Below are 18,943 nucleotides of genomic sequence, written 5' to 3'. Positions count from 1 at the left end.
AGATTTAGGGCCCAGGTGCGAGCCTGGGCCCTCCCGCTTCTGGGGGAAGTCATCACTACGTCACACATTCTCTCCGCCTCGGGCGTCGAACTCTCCTACGGCGATCACCTCGCCGTCCGCGGCGTTGATCTCTCGATCGCGCGGGGCGAGGTCGTGGCCGTCACGGGGCAGAGCGGTTCGGGCAAGTCCTCGCTGCTGTACTGCCTGGCCGGGGTGCTGGCGCCCGCGCGCGGGCGGGTGCGCTTCGACGGGACGGTGCTCGCGGACCTCGACGACGAGGAGATGAGTTCGCTGCGCCGCGAGCGCTTCGGCTTCGTCTTCCAGTACGGCGAGCTGCTGCCCGAGCTGACCGTCGAGGAGAACACGGCGCTGCCGCTGCGCCTGGCCGGGAAGCGCAAGAAGGCCGCCCTGGCGGAAGCCGGCCGGGTTCTGGAACGGCTCGGCCTGGGTGAGCTGCGCGAGCGGCGGCCCTCGCAGGTGTCGGGCGGTCAGAGTCAGCGCGTCGCGGTGGCCCGTGCCCTGGTGCACCGCCCGGCGGTGGTCTTCGCCGACGAACCCACCGGGTCGCTGGACAGCGCCAACGCCGCCGCCGTTCTGCGGGAGTTCCTCGACCTGGCGCGCTCCCAGGGCACCGCCGTGGTGCTGGTGACGCACGATCCAGCCGTCGCCGCGCGGGCCGACAGCCACTACACCATGGCCGACGGCGTGCTCTCCCCACGAGGTGTCTCATGAGGGAGTTCCTACTCGGACTACGGCTGCTGTTCGGCGCGGGACGGGGCAACCGGCTGCGCTTCTTCCTCATGGCGGCGGGCAGTTCCCTCGGCGTGTGCTGTCTGGCCCTGGTGCTGACGATCCCGGCCGTCCTGGACGCGCACGACGGACGGACCGCGGCCCGTGAACCACAGACGACGTCCGTGGGCAAGGCAGGGGCAGGCTCGGCGCTCGTCCTGGAGCGCCGCGATCCGCACGGCTCCAGGCCGTTCACCCGGATGTTCGTCGCCCGCGGCGGCGCGCACCAGCAGCCGCCGCCCGGCCTCGACGCGCTCCCGGCCCCCGGCGAGCTGTACCTCTCCCCCCGTCTGCACGACCTGCTGCACTCCGAACCCGGCATCAAGGGGCTGCTGCCGGGCCGGGAGAAGGGCCTGATCGGCGCCCACGGTCTCGCGGACCCGGACGAGCTGTACGCCTATGTCGGCACGACCCGCGCGAAGATCGCCCACGACGCGGACACCGGGGCCCTGCAGTCCTTCGGCTACTCCTACGCTCCGGTCTCGGTCGTCGAGCCCTCCACTCTGACCAACCTGCGCTTCGCCCTCGCCACTCTGGTCCTGCTCCCGCTCGCTGTCTTCCTTTCGGTGTGCGCCCGGCTCTCCGCCGCCAGCCGCACCCGGCGCCTCGCGTCGCTGCGGCTGCTGGGCCTGAGCACCAGGGGCACCCAGCGCGTCAACGCCGCCGAGACGGTGGCCGCCGCGCTGCTCGGCGTCCTGCTCGGGCTCGGCGAGTACTGGCTCCTCAACCAGGCGATGTCCCGCTCCGGCCTGCCCGCGTTGCGCTGGTACCCGGCGGACGGCGCGCTGTCCTGGACCACCGTGGCCGTCTGCCTGATCGGCTGCCCGGCCCTCGCCTGGTTCGTCGGCCGGGCGAGCGCGCGCGGCGCCGCCGCCAACCCGCTGGCGGTGCGCCGTACGGCCGTGCCGAAGCCTCCCTCCAAGTGGGGCGGCCTGTTGCTGGTCACCGGGCTCGGCATCGTCACGGGCTTCTGCGCGACCGGCCTCACCGACCATCCCGCGACGAGCAACGGTGTCTTCGGCATTCTCCTGGTGGGCGGAGTACTGCTGACCGGGATGGGGCTCGTACTGGCTCTGCCCTGGCTGTCGTACCTGCTCGCCCGCAAGGTGGCCGGCACCACCCAGTCCCTGACGCTCAATCTGGCCATGCGCCGCAACGAGGTCGAGCCCGGCAGCGCCATGCGGGTCGTGACCGGCCTGGTGCTGCTGGTGTTCGCGGCGTCGCTGGCACAGGGTGTGCTGATCGAATTCGAACAGGTCAGCAGGCCGAACAATCCCGTGCAGGACTACTCCATGCCGCTCACGGACCTCTCCGAGAGGCAGCAGGAGCGGCTCACCGAGGTGCCGGGAGTACGGGCGCACGCTCGGACGATGGAGTCCTGGAGCAAGCCGACGGATTCCGGCATTCCGCCGCAGGCCACCGCACTGATCGCCACCTGCACCCAGCTGACGCGGCTGGTACGGAGCGTCGAGGGATGCCAGGAGGGGCGGGTCATGCGGCTTGTGAATCCGAACAGCTCCACCGATCCGGACATCCGGCCCGGCGCCTCCTTCCCTTTCCGGCTGCGGGACGGGCAGCGGCACCTCACGCTGTCGCTCACGCTCCCGTCCGCCGCCACCGTCGTGCGCCCGTACGACCCCTCAGTGGTCGGCGACGCGTCCGTGATCGTGCCGCCCTCGCTGCTGCCGGCCCACGCCCGGCCGCAGTCGGGCTCGCTGGTCCTGGACAGCGACTCCGACCCGCACGTCGTCCGCACCGTCCTGGACGGCATCGGAGCCGCCGCGCCCACCGTCTCCGTAGAGCCGGTCGGCGTCAACGTCGACAGCCTGCAGCAGATCGCCGTCATCGAGACGCTGCTGGTCCTCGGCATGATCATGGGGCTGGTGATCGGTGTCGCCGCCTTCCTGGTCGCCGTCACCGACCGGGCCGTCGAACGCCGGGCGCAGGTCACCGCCATCACCCTGATCGGGGCCAGGCGCCGCACGCTGCGCGCGGTGCAGAGCGTCCAGGTCGTGCTGCCGCTCGCCATCGGTCTCACGCTCGCCGTGGTCACCGGAAAGCTCGCCGAGTCCAGCTATCTGATCACCGGAGGCGGTGCGGTCTTCTGGGACTTCGCCGGGGTCCCGGTGCTGGTGTGCGCGGCCCTGGGTGTGGTCGTCGTCGCGACGCTGGGCACGCTGCCGCTGGTGGGGCGGCGCATCGATCCGGAACTCGTCCGGCGGGACTGACCCGGCGCGGCGAGGCCCGCCCGCGCCCCCCTTGGTGCGAGGGCGCGGGCGGGCCTGCCGGCGGGACGGGTTCAGCGCGGGACGCGGACCACGCCCTCCTGGATGACCGAGATGGCCAGCCGTCCGTCCTGGGTGTAGATGCGGGCCTGGCCGAGGCCCCGGCCGCCGTGCGCGGACGGCGACTCCTGGTCGTACAGCAGCCACTCGTCGGCGCGGAACGGCCGGTGGAACCACATCGCGTGGTCCAGCGACGCCCCGACGACGTCCCCGACGGCCCAGCCGCCGCGACCGTGCGCGAGCAGCACGGAGTCGAGGAGGGTCATATCGGAGACGTAGGTGGCGAGTACGACGTGCAGCAGCGGGTCGTCGTCGAGCTTGCCGTTGGTGCGGAACCACACCTGGGAGTGCGGCTCGCGCGGCTCGCCGAACCTGCCGTACGGCGGCTCGTCCACATAGCGCAGGTCGATCGCCTCGCGGGCCTCGAGGAAGCGCTCCACGACCTCGGGCGCGAGATGGCCGTAACCGCGCATCCGCTCCTGGGACGTGGGCAGCGCGGCCGGGTCGGGCGCGGCCGGCATGGCGGTCTGGTGGTCGAGCCCCTCCTCGTACGTCTGGAAGGACGCCGAGAGATGGAAGATCGGCTTGCCGTGCTGCACGGCGACCACGCGGCGGGTGGTGAAGGACCGGCCGTCGCGGATGCGGTCGACGCTGTAGACGATCGGCGCGCCGGGGTCGCCCGGGCGCAGGAAGTACGCGTGCAGGGAGTGGGCCTGCCGGTCCCCCGGGACCGTACGCCCGGCGGCGACCAGCGCCTGCGCCGCGACCTGCCCGCCGAAGACGCGGGGTACGACGGCGGAGCGGGACCGGCCGCGGAAGATGTCCTCCTCGATCTGCTCGAGATCGAGCAGATCGAGGAGGTTCTGAAGTGCCTGGCTCATGAGGTGGTTGTACCCGCCAGTGATTGCGGGGACCTTACAGACCCATGTCCTTGGCGATGATCGTCTTCATGATCTCGCTGGTGCCGCCGTAGATGCGGTTGACGCGATTGTCCGCGTACAGGCGGGCGATCGGGTACTCGTTCATGTAGCCGTAGCCGCCGTGCAGCTGGAGGCAGCGGTCGATGACGCGGTGCGCGACCTCGGTGCAGAACAGCTTGGCGGAGGCGGCCTCGGCGGGGGTCAGCTCACCGGCGTCCAGGGCCTCGGTCGCGCGGTCGGCGACGGCTTCGGCGGCGTCCACCTCGGCCTGGCAGGCGGCCAGCTCGAACTTGGTGTTCTGGAAGTGGGCGACCGGCTTGCCGAAGACGGTGCGCTCCTGCACGTACTGCTTGGCGAACCGGACGGCGGCCTTGGCCTGGGCGTAGGCGCCGAAGGCGATGCCCCAGCGCTCGGAGGCCAGGTTGTGGCCGAGGTAGTAGAAGCCCTTGTTCTCCTCGCCGAGCAGGTCCTCGACCGGCACCTTGACGTCGACGAAGGCCAGTTCGGCGGTGTCGGAGGTGCGCAGGCCCAGCTTGTCCAGCTTGCGGCCGATGGAGTAGCCCTCGGACTTGGTGTCCACGGCGAACAGGGAGATGCCGTGGCGCCGGTCCTCGGCGGTCGGCGCGGCCGTACGGGCGCAGACGATGACCTTGTCGGCGTGCACACCGCCGGTGATGAAGGTCTTGGCGCCGTTGAGGACGTAGTGCGTGCCGTCCTCGGAGAGCTTGGCGGTGGACTTCATGCCCGCGAGGTCGGAGCCGGTGCCCGGCTCGGTCATCGCGATGGCCCACATCTCCTCGCCGGAGACGAACTTCGGCAGGTAGCGCTTCTTCTGCTCGTCCGTGGCCAGCATCTTGATGTACGGCAGGGCGAGCAGCACGTGCACGCCGGAGCCGCCGAACTGCACGCCGGCGCGGGCGGTCTCCTCGTAGAGGACGGCCTCGAACTTGTGGCTGTCCAGACCGGCGCCGCCGAACTCCTCGGGCACGTTGATCCCGAAGATGCCCAGCTCGCCGAGCTTGTGGTAGAAGTCGCGCGGCGCCTGGCCGGCGGCGAACCACTCGTCGTAGACGGGGACGACCTCGGCCTCGATGAAGGCGCGAAGGGTCTCCCGGAACGCCTCGTGATCCTCGTTGAACACCGTACGGCGCACGCCGCCACCTCCACGTACCTCGGCATGACATTCGGGCATGTCTAAGCGCTTGCTCAGAGTCCAAGATACTGGCGGGTACGTTCAGCCGTCCAGGGTGACCTTGGCCACCCGGCGGTCAGGAGCGGCCCTCCCGGCTCAGCCCTCGGCCGCCCCGGCCGCCCCGAAGGCCCCCCGGGCCATCCGGTGCAGCAGGGCCGCCGTGGCCGCACGGCCCGGCAGGGTGCCGGCGCGGCCGAGGTGCGGGGTGGAGTTGAGCAGGCCGAAGACCGAGTGGACCGCCGAGCGGGCGCTGGGCTCGGTCAGCCCGGGGTAGACCTCGCGCACCACCTCCACCCACAGCTCCACGTACTGCCGCTGGAGCTGCCGCACCAGCTTGCGGTCGCTGTCGCGCAGCCGGTCCAGCTCGCGGTCGTGCAGGGTGATCAGGGGCCGGTCGTCGAGGGCGAAGTCGATGTGCCCCTCGATGAGCGAGTCCAGGACCTCCGGGGCCCCGGTCCTCCCGTCGGCCTCGGCCAGGCGGAGCTTGGCCCCGGTCAGCAGCCGGCCGCTGATGCCGACCAGCAGCTCCGCGAGCATCGCGTCCTTGCCGGGGAAGTGGCGGTACAGGCCGGGGCCGCTGATGCCGACCGCGGCGCCTATCTCGTCCACCCCGACGCCGTGGAAGCCGCGCTCGGCGAAGAGCCGGGCAGCCTCCTTGAGGATCTGCTCGCGGCGGGTGGGGGCGTCGGTTCTGGTGACCATGCCAGTAATTCTAGACAGCGAGGTTAGCGGTCGTTAACCTGAAGGAAATGGTTAACGCTCATTAACAGTCACCACTGGGTGAGGGGACCGCAAGGATGCAAGAGGCACCGGAGCTTCACAGCGCGGCCGATCCCGCGTCGGAGGCCTGGCGGGCCAATGAACAGGCTCATCTCGCACTCGTCGGGGAGCTGCGCGGCAAACTGGCCGCCGCCGCTCTCGGCGGCGGCGAGAAGGCCCGGGCCCGGCACACCGCGCGCGGCAAACTGCTGCCGCGGGACCGGGTGGACACGCTGCTCGACCCGGGATCGCCCTTCCTGGAGCTGGCTCCCCTCGCCGCCGACGGGCTGTATGACGGGCAGGCACCGGCCGCGGGCGTGATCGCCGGTATCGGCCGGGTCAGCGGGCGCGAGTGCGTGATCGTCGCGAACGACGCCACCGTCAAGGGCGGCACGTACTACCCGATGACGGTGAAGAAGCACCTGCGCGCGCAGGAGGTGGCCCTGGACAACAGGCTGCCCTGCGTCTACCTGGTCGACTCCGGCGGGGCGTTCCTGCCGATGCAGGACGAGGTGTTCCCGGACCGTGAGCACTTCGGGCGGATCTTCTACAACCAGGCGCGGATGTCCGGCGCCGGCATCCCGCAGATCGCGGCCGTCCTCGGTTCGTGCACGGCCGGCGGGGCCTACGTACCGGCGATGAGCGACGAGGCCGTCATCGTCCGCAACCAGGGGACGATCTTCCTGGGCGGCCCGCCGCTGGTGAAGGCGGCCACCGGCGAGGTCGTGACCGCCGAGGAGCTGGGCGGCGGCGAGGTGCACTCCCGGATCTCCGGGGTCACCGACCACCTCGCCGAGGACGACGCGCACGCCCTGCGGATCGTGCGGAACATCGTCGCCACGCTGCCCGCCCGGCAGTCCCTCCCCTGGGAGGTCACCCCGGCCGTGGAGCCCAAGGTGGACCCGGCCGGGCTGTACGGCGCCGTCCCCGTGGACTCCCGCACCCCCTACGACGTGCGCGAGATCATCGCGCGTGTGATCGACGGCTCGCGGTTCGCCGAGTTCAAGGCCGAGTTCGGGCAGACCCTCATCACCGGCTTCGCCCGGATCCACGGCCACCCGGTCGGGATCGTCGCCAACAACGGCATCCTGTTCTCGGAGTCCGCCCAGAAGGGCGCCCACTTCATCGAGCTGTGCGACCAGCGCGGCATCCCGCTGGTGTTCCTGCAGAACATCTCCGGCTTCATGGTCGGCCGGGACTACGAGGCGGGCGGCATCGCCAAGCACGGCGCCAAGATGGTCACGGCGGTGGCCTGCACGCGCGTGCCGAAGCTGACCGTCGTCGTCGGCGGTTCGTACGGCGCCGGCAACTACTCGATGTGCGGCCGGGCCTACTCCCCCCGCTTCCTGTGGATGTGGCCCAACGCCAAGATCTCCGTCATGGGCGGCGAGCAGGCCGCCTCCGTGCTCGCCACGGTCAAGCGGGACCAGATGCAGGCGCGCGGCGAGGAATGGCCCGCCGAGGAGGAAGAGGCCTTCAAGGCCCCGATCCGCGCCCAGTACGAGAACCAGGGCAACGCCTACTACGCCACCGCCCGCCTGTGGGACGACGGCGTGATCGACCCGATGGAGACCCGTCAGGTGCTGGGACTCGCCCTGACGGCCTGCGCCAACGCGCCGCTGGGAGACCCCCAGTTCGGCGTCTTCCGGATGTGAGGAGGGGAACCGTGTTCGACACAGTGCTGGTGGCCAACCGGGGCGAGATCGCCGTACGCGTCATCCGTACGCTGCGCTCGCTGGGCGTCCGCTCGGTGGCGGTCTTCTCCGACGCCGACGCCGACGCGCGGCACGTCCGGGAGGCCGACACGGCGGTACGGATCGGCCCGGCGCCCGCGGCCGAGAGCTATCTGTCGGTGGAGCGGCTGCTCGAGGCCGCCGCCCGCACCGGCGCCCAGGCCGTCCACCCCGGCTACGGCTTCCTGGCCGAGAACGCCGGCTTCGCGCGTGCCTGCGAGGAGGCGGGGCTGGTCTTCATCGGCCCGCCCGCGGACGCGATCGCGCTCATGGGCGACAAGATCCGCGCCAAGGAGACGGTGAAGGCGGCCGGGGTCCCGGTCGTGCCGGGCTCCAGCGGCAGCGGCCTCACGGACGCCGAACTGGCCGGTGCCGCCCGCGAGATCGGGACGCCCGTGCTGCTCAAGCCCTCGGCGGGCGGCGGCGGCAAGGGCATGCGGCTGGTGCGGGACATCGCCGTGCTGGAGGAGGAGATCGCGGCCGCCCGCCGCGAGGCCCGCGCCTCCTTCGGCGACGACACCCTCCTGGTGGAGCGGTGGGTCGACCGTCCCCGGCACATCGAGATCCAGGTGCTGGCCGACGGGCACGGCAACGTCGTCCACCTCGGCGAGCGCGAGTGCTCGCTGCAGCGGCGGCACCAGAAGATCATCGAGGAGGCGCCGAGCGTGCTCCTCGACGAGGCCACCCGGGCCGCGATGGGCGAGGCCGCCGTGCAGGCGGCCCACAGTTGCGGTTACCGGGGCGCGGGCACGGTGGAGTTCATCGTGCCGGGCGGCGACCCCTCGTCGTACTACTTCATGGAGATGAACACCCGTCTCCAGGTGGAGCACCCGGTCACGGAGCTCATCACCGGGCTGGACCTGGTGGAGTGGCAGCTGCGGGTGGCGGCCGGGGAACGGCTGGGCTTCGCGCAGGAGGACGTCCGGCTGACCGGGCACGCGGTGGAGGCCCGTATCTGCGCCGAGGACCCGGCGCGCGGCTTCCTGCCCTCGGGCGGCACGGTGCGGCTGCTGAACGAGCCGCAGGGCGACGGCGTGCGCACCGACTCGGGGCTCAGCGAGGGCACCGAGGTGGGCAGCCTCTACGACCCGATGCTGTCCAAGGTGATCGCCTACGGCCCGGACCGGGAGACGGCGCTGCGCAGGCTCCGCTCCGCGCTCGCCGAGACGGTCACGCTGGGCGTGCAGACCAACGCGGGCTTCCTGCGGCGGCTGCTGGCGCACCCGGCGGTGGTGGCCGGCGAGCTGGACACCGGTCTGGTGGAGCGGGTGGTCGACGAGCTGGTCACCACGGACGTGCCGGAGGAGGTGTACGAGGCGGCGGCGGCCGTACGGCTTCAGGCGCTGCGGCCGGCCGGTGACGGCTGGGTCGACCCCTTCTCGGTGCCGAGCGGCTGGCGTCTGGGCGGCACGCCCAAGGGGCCCGTCGTCCACCTGCGGACGCAGGAGGCGGTCGCGTACACCCCGCGCGGCACACACACCGTCACCGGCGACCGGGTGTCCGTGACCCTCGACGGTGTCCGGCACACCTTCCGCCGGGCCGGTGACTGGATCGGCCGCGACGGCGACGCCTGGCAGGTCCGCGACCACGACCCGGTGGAAGCCGCCCTGACCCGGTCGGCGCACGCGGGTGCCGACTCGCTCACCGCGCCCATGCCGGGCACGGTGACGGTGGTGAAGGTCGCTGTCGGCGACGAGGTCGCGGCCGGGCAGAGCCTGCTGGTGGTCGAGGCGATGAAGATGGAGCACGTCGTCTCCGCCCCGCACGCGGGCACCGTAGCCGAGCTGGACGTGACCCCGGGCTCGACGGTGGCCATGGACCAGGTGCTGGCCGTCATCACGCCCAAGGAGGAGGCCTAAGTGAGCGCCGAGGGGCTGCCCATGGTCGTACCGGCCCAGGATCTGCCCGCGCGGGTGCGGATCCACGAGGTCGGGGCGCGCGACGGGCTGCAGAACGAGAAGACGTCCGTGCCGACGGCGGTGAAGGCGGAGTTCATCCGCCGCCTGGCCGGCTCGGGCCTGACGACGATCGAGGCGACCAGCTTCGTGCACCCCAAGTGGGTGCCCCAGCTCGCCGACGCCGAGCAGCTGTTCCCGCTGGTCTCGGACCTCGACGTCGAACTCCCGGTGCTGGTGCCGAACCAGCGCGGCCTGGACCGGGCCCTGGCGCTCGGCGCCCGCCGGATCGCGGTGTTCGCCAGTGCCACGGAGTCCTTCGCCAAGGCCAATCTCAACCGCACCGTGGACGAGTCGCTGGCCGTGTTCGAACCGGTGGTGCGGCAGGCCAAGGACGCCGGCGCGCAGGTGCGCGCCTATGTGTCGATGTGCTTCGGCGACCCCTGGGAGGGAGCCGTCCCGCTCCACCAGGTGGCCCGCGTCTGCAAGGCACTGCGCGACATGGGCTGCGACGAGCTGAGCCTCGGCGACACCATCGGCGTCGCCACTCCGGGCCACGTCCTGGAACTGCTCGCCCTGCTGAACGAGGAGGGCGTGCCGACGAACGTGATCGGCGTGCACTTCCACGACACCTACGGCCAGGCGCTCGCGAACACCTACGCGGCCCTGGAGCACGGCGTGACCACGGTCGACGCGTCCGCCGGCGGCCTCGGCGGCTGCCCGTACGCGAAGTCCGCCACCGGCAACCTCGCCACCGAAGACCTCGTCTGGATGCTGCACGGCCTCGGCATCGAGACCGGGGTCGACCTCGGCCGTCTGACCGCCACCAGCGTGTGGATGGCCGAACAGCTGGGCCGGCCGAGCCCGTCCCGTACCGTCCGCGCTCTCTCCCACAAGGATCAGTGATCAGCATGGACCACCGTCTCAGCCCCGAGCTGGAGGAACTCCGCCGCACGGTGGAGGAGTTCGCGCACGACGTGGTGGCGCCGAAGATCGGCGACTTCTACGAGCGGCACGAGTTCCCGTACGAGATCGTCCGCGAGATGGGCCGCATGGGCCTGTTCGGGCTGCCGTTCCCGGAGGAGCACGGCGGCATGGGCGGTGACTACCTGGCCCTCGGCGTCGCCCTGGAGGAACTGGCGCGGGTCGACTCCTCGGTGGCCATCACGCTGGAGGCCGGCGTCTCGCTCGGCGCCATGCCGATCCACCTCTTCGGCACCGAGGAGCAGAAGCGCGAGTGGCTCCCCCGGCTCTGCTCCGGCGAGATCCTGGGCGCCTTCGGCCTGACCGAGCCGGACGGGGGCAGCGACGCCGGTGCCACCCGCACCACGGCCCGCCTGGACCCGGACACCGACGAGTGGGTGATCAACGGCACGAAGTGCTTCATCACCAACTCGGGCACCGACATCACCGGTCTGGTCACGGTCACGGCGGTCACCGGCCGCAAGCCGGACGGCAAGCCCCTGATCTCGGCCATCATCGTCCCGTCGGGCACCCCCGGCTTCACGGTCGCCGCGCCCTACTCCAAGGTCGGCTGGAACGCCTCCGACACCCGCGAACTGTCCTTCCAGGACGTCCGGGTGCCCGCCGCCAACCTGCTCGGCGAGGAGGGCCGGGGTTACGCGCAGTTCCTGCGCATCCTCGACGAGGGCCGTATCGCCATCGCGGCGCTCGGCACCGGTCTTGCCCAGGGCTGTGTGGACGAGTCGGTGAAGTACGCGAAGGAACGCCACGCCTTCGGCCGGCCGATCGGCGCCAACCAGGCCATCCAGTTCAAGATCGCCGACATGGAGATGAAGGCCCACACGGCCCGGCTGGCCTGGCGTGACGCCGCCTACCGGCTGGTGGCCGGCGAGCCCTTCAAGAAGGAGGCGGCGATGGCCAAGCTGTACTCCTCCACCGTCGCCGTGGACAACGCCCGCGACGCCACGCAGGTGCACGGCGGCTACGGCTTCATGAACGAGTACCCGGTGGCCCGGATGTGGCGCGACTCCAAGATCCTGGAGATCGGCGAGGGCACGAGCGAGGTGCAGCGGATGCTGGTGGCCCGCGAGTTGGGCCTGATCGGCTGAGGCGTTCCCCTGCGCCGAATACGCGGGGCGGCGGGCGGATCCATCCGTCCGCCGCCCCGCGTTCGCGCTGCTGACGGGGTGTCGGCGTCGGACCCCGCCCCCTGGACATTCACTGAGGTTAGGCTAACCTACCTTCGAACTGTCCGGCGGGCGGCCACGCCCCGGTCGAAAGCAGCCATACCCATGTCCCATGCCCGTTCCACCCACTTCTCCCGTCGCGGTCTGCTCGCCGCGGGCGGCGCCCTCGGACTCGGTGCCGCGCTCGCGGCCTGCGGTGACGACAAGGGCGAGGACGCGGGGTCCGGCGGACAGGCCAAGGGCGGCAAGTCCGGCCCCTGGAGCTTCACGGACGACCGCGGCACGACGGTGAAGCTGGACAAGGTCCCCGCGAACATCGTCGCGTTCACCGGCGCCGCCGCCGCGCTGTACGACTACGGCATCCAGGTCAAGGGCGTCTTCGGCCCGACGAAGACCACCGCGGGCAAGGCCGACGTCCAGGCCGGCGACATGGACATCAGCAAGGTGACGATCCTCGGCAACACCTGGGGCCAGTTCAACATCGAGAAGTACGCGGCCCTCGCCCCCGACGTGCTCATCAGCACCATGTTCGACGACGCCGGCACCCTCTGGTACGTCCCCGACGAGTCGAAGAAGAAGATCGCCCAGCTCGCGCCCGGCGTCGGCGTCTCCGTCTACGACCGTCAGCTCACCCAGCCGCTGCAGCGCATGTGGAAGCTGGCCGAGTCGCTCGGCGCCGACATGAAGGCCGCGAAGGTGACGGACGCCAAGAAGCGGTTCGAGGACGCATCGGCCCGGCTGCGCGCCGCCGCCAAGGCCAAGCCCGGCGTCAAGGTGCTGGTGGGGTCTGCGAGCGACGAGCTCTTCTACGTCTCCGGCACCAACCTCTCCGTCGACCTGGAGTACTTCAAGGCCCTCGGCGTGAACTTCGTCGAGCCCCCGGAGAGCGCCAAGAAGCAGGGCGGCGGCTGGTACGAGTCGCTGAGCTGGGAGAACGTCGACAAGTACAAGGCCGACATCATCATGATGGACGACCGCACCTCGGCCATCCAGCCGGCCGGCATCACCAAGGCCACCTGGAAGAAGCTGCCCGCGGTCAAGGCGGGACAGGTCATCCCCCGCTCCCCCGAGCCGATCCTCTCCTACGACAAGTGCGTGCCGCTGCTCACCGGCCTGGCCGAGGCACTGGAGAAGGCCAAGAAGGTCGGCTGAGACCCCCTTTCCTGGACGGCAACCTCAGGAGCCCCCCCATGACGACGGCCGTAGCCGCCCCGTTCCGTTTCTTCTCCCTTCAGGTCGTACGGACGAGGCGGCTGGGGCCGTCTCTGGTCCGGGTCACCTTCGCGGGGGACGATCTGCACGCCTTCCACTCCGACGGACGCGACCAGTCCCTGTCGCTGTTCCTGCCGCACCCGGGGCAGACCGAACCCGCCGTACCCCTCGAACTGGGCGACGGCTGGTGGCAGGGCTGGCGTGAACTGCCGGACGACGTAAGGGCCGTGATGCGTTCTTACACGCTCCGGGCGCTTCGGCGCGATCCCGACGAGATCGACATCGACTTCGCCCTGCACACCCCCGCGGGGCCGGCCTCCCGCTGGGCCTCCCGGGCCGCCGCCGGTGACCGTGTGCTGTTGCTCGGCCCGGCGATCGCCGACAACCGGGCGATCCGCTTCCGGCCGCCGGCCGGCACCGACCTCGTCCTCCTCTGGGGCGACGAGACCGCCGTGCCGGCCGCCTGCGCCATCCTCGAATCCCTGCCCGGGGGCACCCGCGTCCGTGCCTGGCTGGAGGTGCCGCACGCCGGCGACATCCAGGACGTGGCGACCGACGCGGACGCGGAGATCACCTGGCTCGTACGGCACGCGGGGTCCCCGACGGCCCTCGACACCGTGCGCGCCGCCGAACTGCCCGCCGCCGAGGCGCCGTACGTGTGGATGGCGGGCGAGTCCGGCCGGATCAGGGAGCTGCGGCGGCACTTCGTCGGCGAGCGCGGTGTCGACCGACGGCGCGTCACCTTCGTCGGCTACTGGCGGCAGGGCATGACGGAGGAACAGCTCCGCGCCTCGGAGTAGAGCGAACGACTCCCTCCGCAGTGACCCCGGTCACTGCGGAGGTGTATCTCCATCCAGTCAACTTAGGTTAGGCTAACCTAAGTTGAAGCCGTCGACTTCGCCCCTTCCATCCCGCACGGACAGTCCCCCCGGAGGACCCCCACATGCGCTCGCACCTGCTCAATGGCCTCACAGCGGAGCACTACCGCCGCTCCGTGACCGAAGGAGTAGAGCGGGTGGCGGCCAAACTCGCCACCACCGACCGTCCGTTCACCGGCGTCACCGTCGACGCCCTCGCCCCCCGCGTCGACGCGATCGACCTCGACCGGCCGCTCGGCGACACCGCCGCGGTGCTGGACGAGCTGGAGGACCTCTACCTCCGCGACGCCGTGTACTTCCACCACCCCCGCTACCTCGCCCACCTCAACTGCCCGGTGGTCATCCCGGCGGTGCTCGGCGAGGCGGTGCTCTCCGCCGTCAACTCCTCCCTCGACACCTGGGACCAGTCGGCCGGCGGCACCCTCATCGAGCGCAGGCTCGTGGACTGGACGGCCGCCCGCATCGGACTCGGACCCAGCGCCGACGGCGTGTTCACCTCCGGAGGCACCCAGTCCAACCTCCAGGCGCTGCTGCTGGCCCGGGAGGAGGCGAAGAGCGACAGCCTCGGGAAACTGCGCGTCTTCGCCTCCGAGGCCAGTCACTTCAGCGTCCGGAAGTCCGCGAAACTGCTCGGCCTGGGCCCGGACTCCGTGGTCACCGTGCCCGTCGGCCACGACAAGCGGATGCGGACCGTGGCGCTCGCCCATGAGCTGGAGCGCTGCGCACAGGACGGCCTCGTGCCCATGGCCGTGGTCGCCACCGCCGGCACCACCGACTTCGGCTCCATCGACCCGCTGCCCGAGATCGCCGAACTCTGCGCCCAGTACGGCGTGTGGATGCACGTGGACGCCGCCTACGGCTGCGGGCTGCTCGCCTCGCTGAAGCACCGGGACCGCATCGACGGCATCGAGCGCGCCGACTCGGTGACCGTCGACTACCACAAGTCCTTCTTCCAGCCGGTGAGTTCCTCCGCGCTGCTGGTCCGGGACGCGGCCACCCTGCGGCACGCCACCTACCACGCCGAGTACCTCAACCCCCGCCGCATGGTGCAGGAACGCATCCCCAACCAGGTGGACAAGTCCCTGCAGACCACCCGCCGGTTCGACGCCCTCAAGCTGTGGCTGACGCTGCGCACCATGGGCGCCGACGGCATCGGGCAGCTCTTCGACGAGGTCTGCGAACTGGCCCGGCAGGGCTGGCGGCTGCTCGCCGGCGACCCCCGCTACGACGTGGTCGTCGAGCCCGCTCTGTCCACCCTCGTCTTCCGCTACGTCCCGGCGGCGGTCACCGACCCGGCCGAGATCGACCGCGCCAACCTGTACGCCCGCAAGGCGCTGTTCGCCTCCGGCGACGCCGTGGTCGCGGGCACCAAGGTCGGCGGCCGCCACTACCTGAAGTTCACCCTGCTCAACCCCGAGACGACGACGGCCGACATCACCGCCGTCCTGGACCTGATCGCCGGCCACGCCGAGCAGTACCTGGGAGAGTTCCTTGACCGCGCGTCCTGAAGCCCCGACCGACCCGTACGACTTCGTGGGGATCGGGCTCGGCCCCTTCAACCTGGGCCTCGCCTGCCTGACCGAGCCGATCGCCGAACTGAACGGCGTCTTCCTGGACTCCAAGCCCGGCTTCGAGTGGCACGCCGGCATGTTCCTGGACGGCGCCCACCTGCAGACCCCGTTCATGTCGGACCTGGTCACCCTGGCCGACCCCACCTCCCCGTACTCCTTCCTCAACTACCTGAAGGAGAAGGGCAGGCTGTACCCGTTCTACATCCGGGAGAACTTCTACCCGCTGCGCGTCGAGTACGACGACTACTGCCGCTGGGCGGCGGGAAGGCTCAGCAGCGTCCGCTTCGGCACCACGGTCACCGAGGTGACGTACGAGGACGAGGTGTACGTCGTCCGCACCGCGGCCGGCGAGACGTTCCGCGCCCGGCACCTGGTCCTCGGCACGGGCACGGTCCCGTTCGTCCCCGAGGCCTGCCGGGACCTCGGCGACGACGTCGTCCACACCGCGCGGTACATGCACCGCAAGGCCGACCTGCGGGCCCGCAAGTCCCTCACGATCGTCGGCAGCGGCCAGAGCGCCGCCGAGATCTACCACGAGCTGCTGGCCGAGATCGACCTCCACGGCTACGAGCTGAACTGGGTCACCCGCTCCCCGCGGTTCTTCCCGCTGGAGTACACCAAGCTGACCCTGGAGATGACCTCCCCGGACTACATCGACTACTTCCGGGCGCTGCCCGAGGAGACCCGCTACCGGCTGGAGGAGCAGCAGAAGGGCCTGTTCAAGGGCATCAACTCGGACCTGATCGACTCGATCTTCGACCTGCTCTACCAGAAGAACGTGGAGAGCGGCGACCGCCCGGTGCCCACCCGGCTGCTCACCAACTCCACGCTGACCGAGGCCCGTCACGAGGACGGCGCGTACACGCTCGGCTTCCACCAGGACGAGCAGGGCAAGGACTTCGAGATCCGCTCCGAGGGCCTGATACTGGCGACCGGCTACCACTACCGGCCGCCGGCCTTCCTGGAGCCGGTGCGCGAGCGCCTGAACTTCGACGGCCACGGCCGCTTCGACGTCGCCCGCAACTACGCCATCGACGTCACCGGCCGCGGCGTCTTCCTGCAGAACGCCGGCGTCCACACCCACAGCATCACCAGCCCCGACCTGGGCATGGGCGCGTACCGGAACGCGTACATCATCCGGGAGCTGCTCGGCACGGAGTACTACCCGGTCGAGAAGACCATCGCCTTCCAGGAGTTCGCCGTATGACCAGCGACACCACGACGTTCACCCTCCGGCCGCTCGACCCGCTGAGGGACGCCGGACTGCTGCACGGCTGGGTCACCCACCCCAAGGCGGCGTTCTGGATGATGCAGGACGCGAGACTCCAGGACGTCGAGCGGGCCTACATGGAGATCGCGGCCGACGAGCACCACCACGCCCTCCTCGGGCTGCGCGACGGGGAGCCCGTCTTCCTGATGGAGAAGTACGACCCGGCCCACCGCGAGCTGGTCGGGCTGTACGAGCCGCGGCCCGGCGACGTCGGCATGCACTTCCTCGTCGCCCCCACCGACACCCCCGTGCACGGGTTCACCCGGGCCGTCATCACCGCCGTGATGGCGCACCTCTTCGAGGACCCGGCGACCCGGCGGGTCGTGGTCGAGCCCGATGTGGGCAACACGGCGGTGCACGCCCTGAACGCGGCGGTCGGGTTCGTGCCCGAGCGCGAGATCCAGAAGCCGGAGAAGCGGGCGCTGCTGAGTTTCTGCACACGCGAGCGGTTCCTGAAGGCGGTGTCCGCATGAGCCCCGCCGACGCCGTCGCCCACCTCTCCCCCGAGCGCTGGGAGCGGGCCAACCGGCTGCTCCTGCGCAAGGCGCTCGCGGAGTTCGCCCACGAACGGCTGCTCACCCCGGAGGAGGACGGCGGGGGGTACGTCGTCCGCAGCGACGACGGGCTCACCCGGTACCGGTTCACCGCCGTCCGCCGCGCCCTGGACCACTGGCAGGTCGACGCCGAGTCCATCACCCGGCACCGCGCCGGGGCCGAACTCCCGCTCGCGGCGCTGGACTTCTTCATCGAGATGCGGGACGCCCTGGGACTGAGCGACGAGATCCTGCCGGTCTACCTGGAGGAGATCTCCTCCACCCTCGCGGGCACCTGCTACAAGCTGACCAAGCCCCGCGTCACCGCCGCGGAGCTCGCGCGAAGCTCCTTCCAGGACATCGAGACCGGGATGACCGAGGGCCACCCCTGCTTCGTCGCCAACAACGGGCGGCTCGGCTTCGGCGTCCACGAGTACCTGTCGTACGCCCCGGAGACCGCGAGCCCCGTCCGGCTGGTGTGGCTGGCCGCGCACCGCTCGCGGGCCGCGTTCACCGCGGGGGCGGGGATCGAGTACGAGTCGTTCCTGCGGGCGGAGCTGGGCGAGGAGACCCTGGAGCGGTTCCGGGCCACCCTCACCGGTCAGGGACTCGATCCCGCCGAGTACCTGCTCATCCCGGTGCATCCCTGGCAGTGGTGGAACAAGCTCGCCGTCACCTTCGCCGCCGAGGTGGCCCGCCGGCATCTGGTGTGCCTCGGCGAGGGTGACGACGAGTACCTGGCCCAGCAGTCCATCCGGACCTTCTTCAACACCTCCGACCCGCGCCGGCACTATGTGAAGACGGCCCTGTCCGTCCTCAACATGGGCTTCATGCGCGGACTTTCGGCCGCCTACATGGAGGCGACCCCGGCGATCAACGACTGGCTCGCCAAGCTCGTCGAGAACGATCCCGTGCTGAAGTCCACCGGTCTGTCGGTCATCCGGGAGCGGGCGGCCGTCGGCTACCGGCACCTGGAGTACGAGCGCGCCACCGACCGCTACTCGCCCTACCGGAAGATGCTGGCCGCGCTGTGGCGGGAGAGCCCGGTGCCGTCCCTGCGCGAGGGCGAGTCACTGGCCACCATGGCCTCGCTGCTGCACGTCGACGACGCGGGCGCCTCCTTCGCGGGCGCGCTCATCGAGCGCTCCGGCCTCCCGCCCGCCGAGTGGCTGCGGCACTACCTGCGGGCCTACCTCACCCCGCTGCTGCACAGCTTCTACGCCTACGACCTGGCCTTCATGCCGCACGGCGAGAACGTGATCCTCGTACTGCGGGACGGGGTGGTGGAGCGCGCGATCTACAAGGACATCGCCGAGGAGATCGTCGTCATGGACCCCGACGCGGCGCTGCCGCCGGAGGTGCGGCGGATCCGCGTCGAGGTGCCCGAGGACCAGAAGCTGCTGTCGGTCTTCACGGACGTCTTCGACTGCTTCTTCCGGTTCCTGGCGGCGAACCTCGCCACCGAGGGGATCCTGGCGGAGGACGGCTTCTGGCGCGTGGTCGCCGAGGTCACCCGCGAGTACCAGCGGTCGGCGCCCGAACTGGCCGACCGGTTCGAGCGGTACGACATGTTCGCCCCCCGGTTCGCGCTGTCCTGCCTCAACCGGCTCCAGCTGCGCGACAACCGGCAGATGGTGGACCTCGCCGATCCGTCCGGCGCGCTGCAGCTCGTGGGACATCTGGACAACCCCGTCGCGGGGTTCTGATGTCCTGAGGGACGGACGGGCGCCCCGCGGTACGGCCCCGCGGGGTGCCC

Annotated in this window: 15 protein-coding genes; 12 read left to right on the top strand and 3 right to left on the bottom strand. The window is 71.0% G+C overall.

Features of this window, described 5'->3' with window-relative positions; all coding sequences use genetic code 11:
• Positions 1-15: 15 nt before the first annotated feature.
• Together ABZ478_RS01020 and ABZ478_RS01015 are read left to right on the top strand one after the other, a co-directional pair.
• The gene (locus tag ABZ478_RS01020) at positions 16-732 is read left to right on the top strand and encodes an ABC transporter ATP-binding protein (protein WP_359544394.1); all 717 of its coding nucleotides are present in this window, start codon (positions 16-18) and stop codon (positions 730-732) included.
• Positions 729-3,017 carry an FtsX-like permease family protein gene (locus ABZ478_RS01015; RefSeq protein ID WP_359544393.1) on the top strand — a complete coding sequence of 763 codons (2,289 nt, stop codon included), beginning with the start codon at positions 729-731 and terminating at the stop codon, positions 3,015-3,017. The genes ABZ478_RS01020 and ABZ478_RS01015 overlap by 4 nt, the downstream gene beginning before the upstream one ends.
• A gap of 71 nt (positions 3,018-3,088) precedes the next feature.
• Here the strand turns inward: ABZ478_RS01015 and tesB are convergent, their stop codons facing one another.
• The 3 genes from tesB to ABZ478_RS01000 all read right to left on the bottom strand — a co-directional run bounded on the left by tesB (position 3,089) and on the right by ABZ478_RS01000 (position 5,888).
• Positions 3,089-3,955, bottom strand: a complete 867-nt coding sequence (tesB, locus tag ABZ478_RS01010; protein WP_359544392.1) for an acyl-CoA thioesterase II — start codon at positions 3,953-3,955, stop codon at positions 3,089-3,091.
• Positions 3,956-3,989: 34 nt separating this feature from the next.
• Entirely contained in the window at positions 3,990-5,147 is a 1,158-nt protein-coding gene (locus tag ABZ478_RS01005) for an acyl-CoA dehydrogenase family protein (RefSeq protein WP_359544391.1), read from the bottom strand.
• 135 nt (positions 5,148-5,282) lie between these two features.
• Positions 5,283-5,888 carry a TetR/AcrR family transcriptional regulator gene (locus ABZ478_RS01000; protein WP_359544390.1) on the bottom strand — a complete coding sequence of 202 codons (606 nt, stop codon included), beginning with the start codon at positions 5,886-5,888 and terminating at the stop codon, positions 5,283-5,285.
• Positions 5,889-5,983: 95 nt separating this feature from the next.
• On the opposite strand from ABZ478_RS01000, the gene ABZ478_RS00995 reads away from it, so the two are divergent.
• The 10 genes from ABZ478_RS00995 (at position 5,984) to ABZ478_RS00950 (ending at position 18,893) form a co-directional block, all read left to right on the top strand.
• Complete coding sequence (locus ABZ478_RS00995; RefSeq protein ID WP_359544389.1) at positions 5,984-7,600, top strand: carboxyl transferase domain-containing protein; 1,617 nt, start codon at positions 5,984-5,986, stop codon at positions 7,598-7,600.
• Positions 7,601-7,611: 11 nt separating this feature from the next.
• The gene (locus ABZ478_RS00990) at positions 7,612-9,537 is read left to right on the top strand and encodes an acetyl/propionyl/methylcrotonyl-CoA carboxylase subunit alpha (protein WP_359544388.1); all 1,926 of its coding nucleotides are present in this window, start codon (positions 7,612-7,614) and stop codon (positions 9,535-9,537) included.
• Positions 9,538-10,479 carry a hydroxymethylglutaryl-CoA lyase gene (locus ABZ478_RS00985; RefSeq protein ID WP_359544387.1) on the top strand — a complete coding sequence of 314 codons (942 nt, stop codon included), beginning with the start codon at positions 9,538-9,540 and terminating at the stop codon, positions 10,477-10,479. It abuts the gene before it with no gap.
• Positions 10,480-10,484: 5 nt separating this feature from the next.
• Positions 10,485-11,645 (top strand): acyl-CoA dehydrogenase family protein, encoded by a 1,161-nt coding sequence (locus ABZ478_RS00980; protein WP_359544386.1) that lies wholly within the window; start codon positions 10,485-10,487, stop codon positions 11,643-11,645.
• A gap of 183 nt (positions 11,646-11,828) precedes the next feature.
• Positions 11,829-12,875, top strand: a complete 1,047-nt coding sequence (locus ABZ478_RS00975) for an ABC transporter substrate-binding protein (RefSeq protein WP_359544385.1) — start codon at positions 11,829-11,831, stop codon at positions 12,873-12,875.
• A gap of 38 nt (positions 12,876-12,913) precedes the next feature.
• Positions 12,914-13,735 (top strand): siderophore-interacting protein, encoded by an 822-nt coding sequence (locus tag ABZ478_RS00970; protein WP_359544384.1) that lies wholly within the window; start codon positions 12,914-12,916, stop codon positions 13,733-13,735.
• Positions 13,736-13,878: 143 nt separating this feature from the next.
• A complete protein-coding gene (gene desA / locus ABZ478_RS00965) occupies positions 13,879-15,321 on the top strand; it encodes a lysine decarboxylase DesA (RefSeq protein WP_359544383.1) in 1,443 nt (480 codons plus the stop codon).
• Positions 15,305-16,591: a lysine N(6)-hydroxylase/L-ornithine N(5)-oxygenase family protein gene (locus tag ABZ478_RS00960; protein WP_359544382.1), complete on the top strand. Its 1,287-nt coding sequence runs from the start codon at positions 15,305-15,307 to the stop codon at positions 16,589-16,591. The genes desA and ABZ478_RS00960 overlap by 17 nt, the downstream gene beginning before the upstream one ends.
• Entirely contained in the window at positions 16,588-17,127 is a 540-nt protein-coding gene (locus ABZ478_RS00955) for a GNAT family N-acetyltransferase (protein ID WP_359544381.1), read from the top strand. Before ABZ478_RS00960 ends, ABZ478_RS00955 begins: the two co-directional genes overlap by 4 nt.
• Entirely contained in the window at positions 17,124-18,893 is a 1,770-nt protein-coding gene (locus tag ABZ478_RS00950) for an IucA/IucC family siderophore biosynthesis protein (RefSeq protein WP_359544380.1), read from the top strand. Before ABZ478_RS00955 ends, ABZ478_RS00950 begins: the two co-directional genes overlap by 4 nt.
• The last annotated feature ends 50 nt before the right edge of the window (positions 18,894-18,943 follow it).

Origin of the sequence: Streptomyces sp. NPDC005706, assembly GCF_040631045.1 — a bacterium.
Classification (GTDB): domain Bacteria; phylum Actinomycetota; class Actinomycetes; order Streptomycetales; family Streptomycetaceae; genus Streptomyces.
This window is presented reverse-complemented; position numbering and strand designations above follow the sequence as displayed.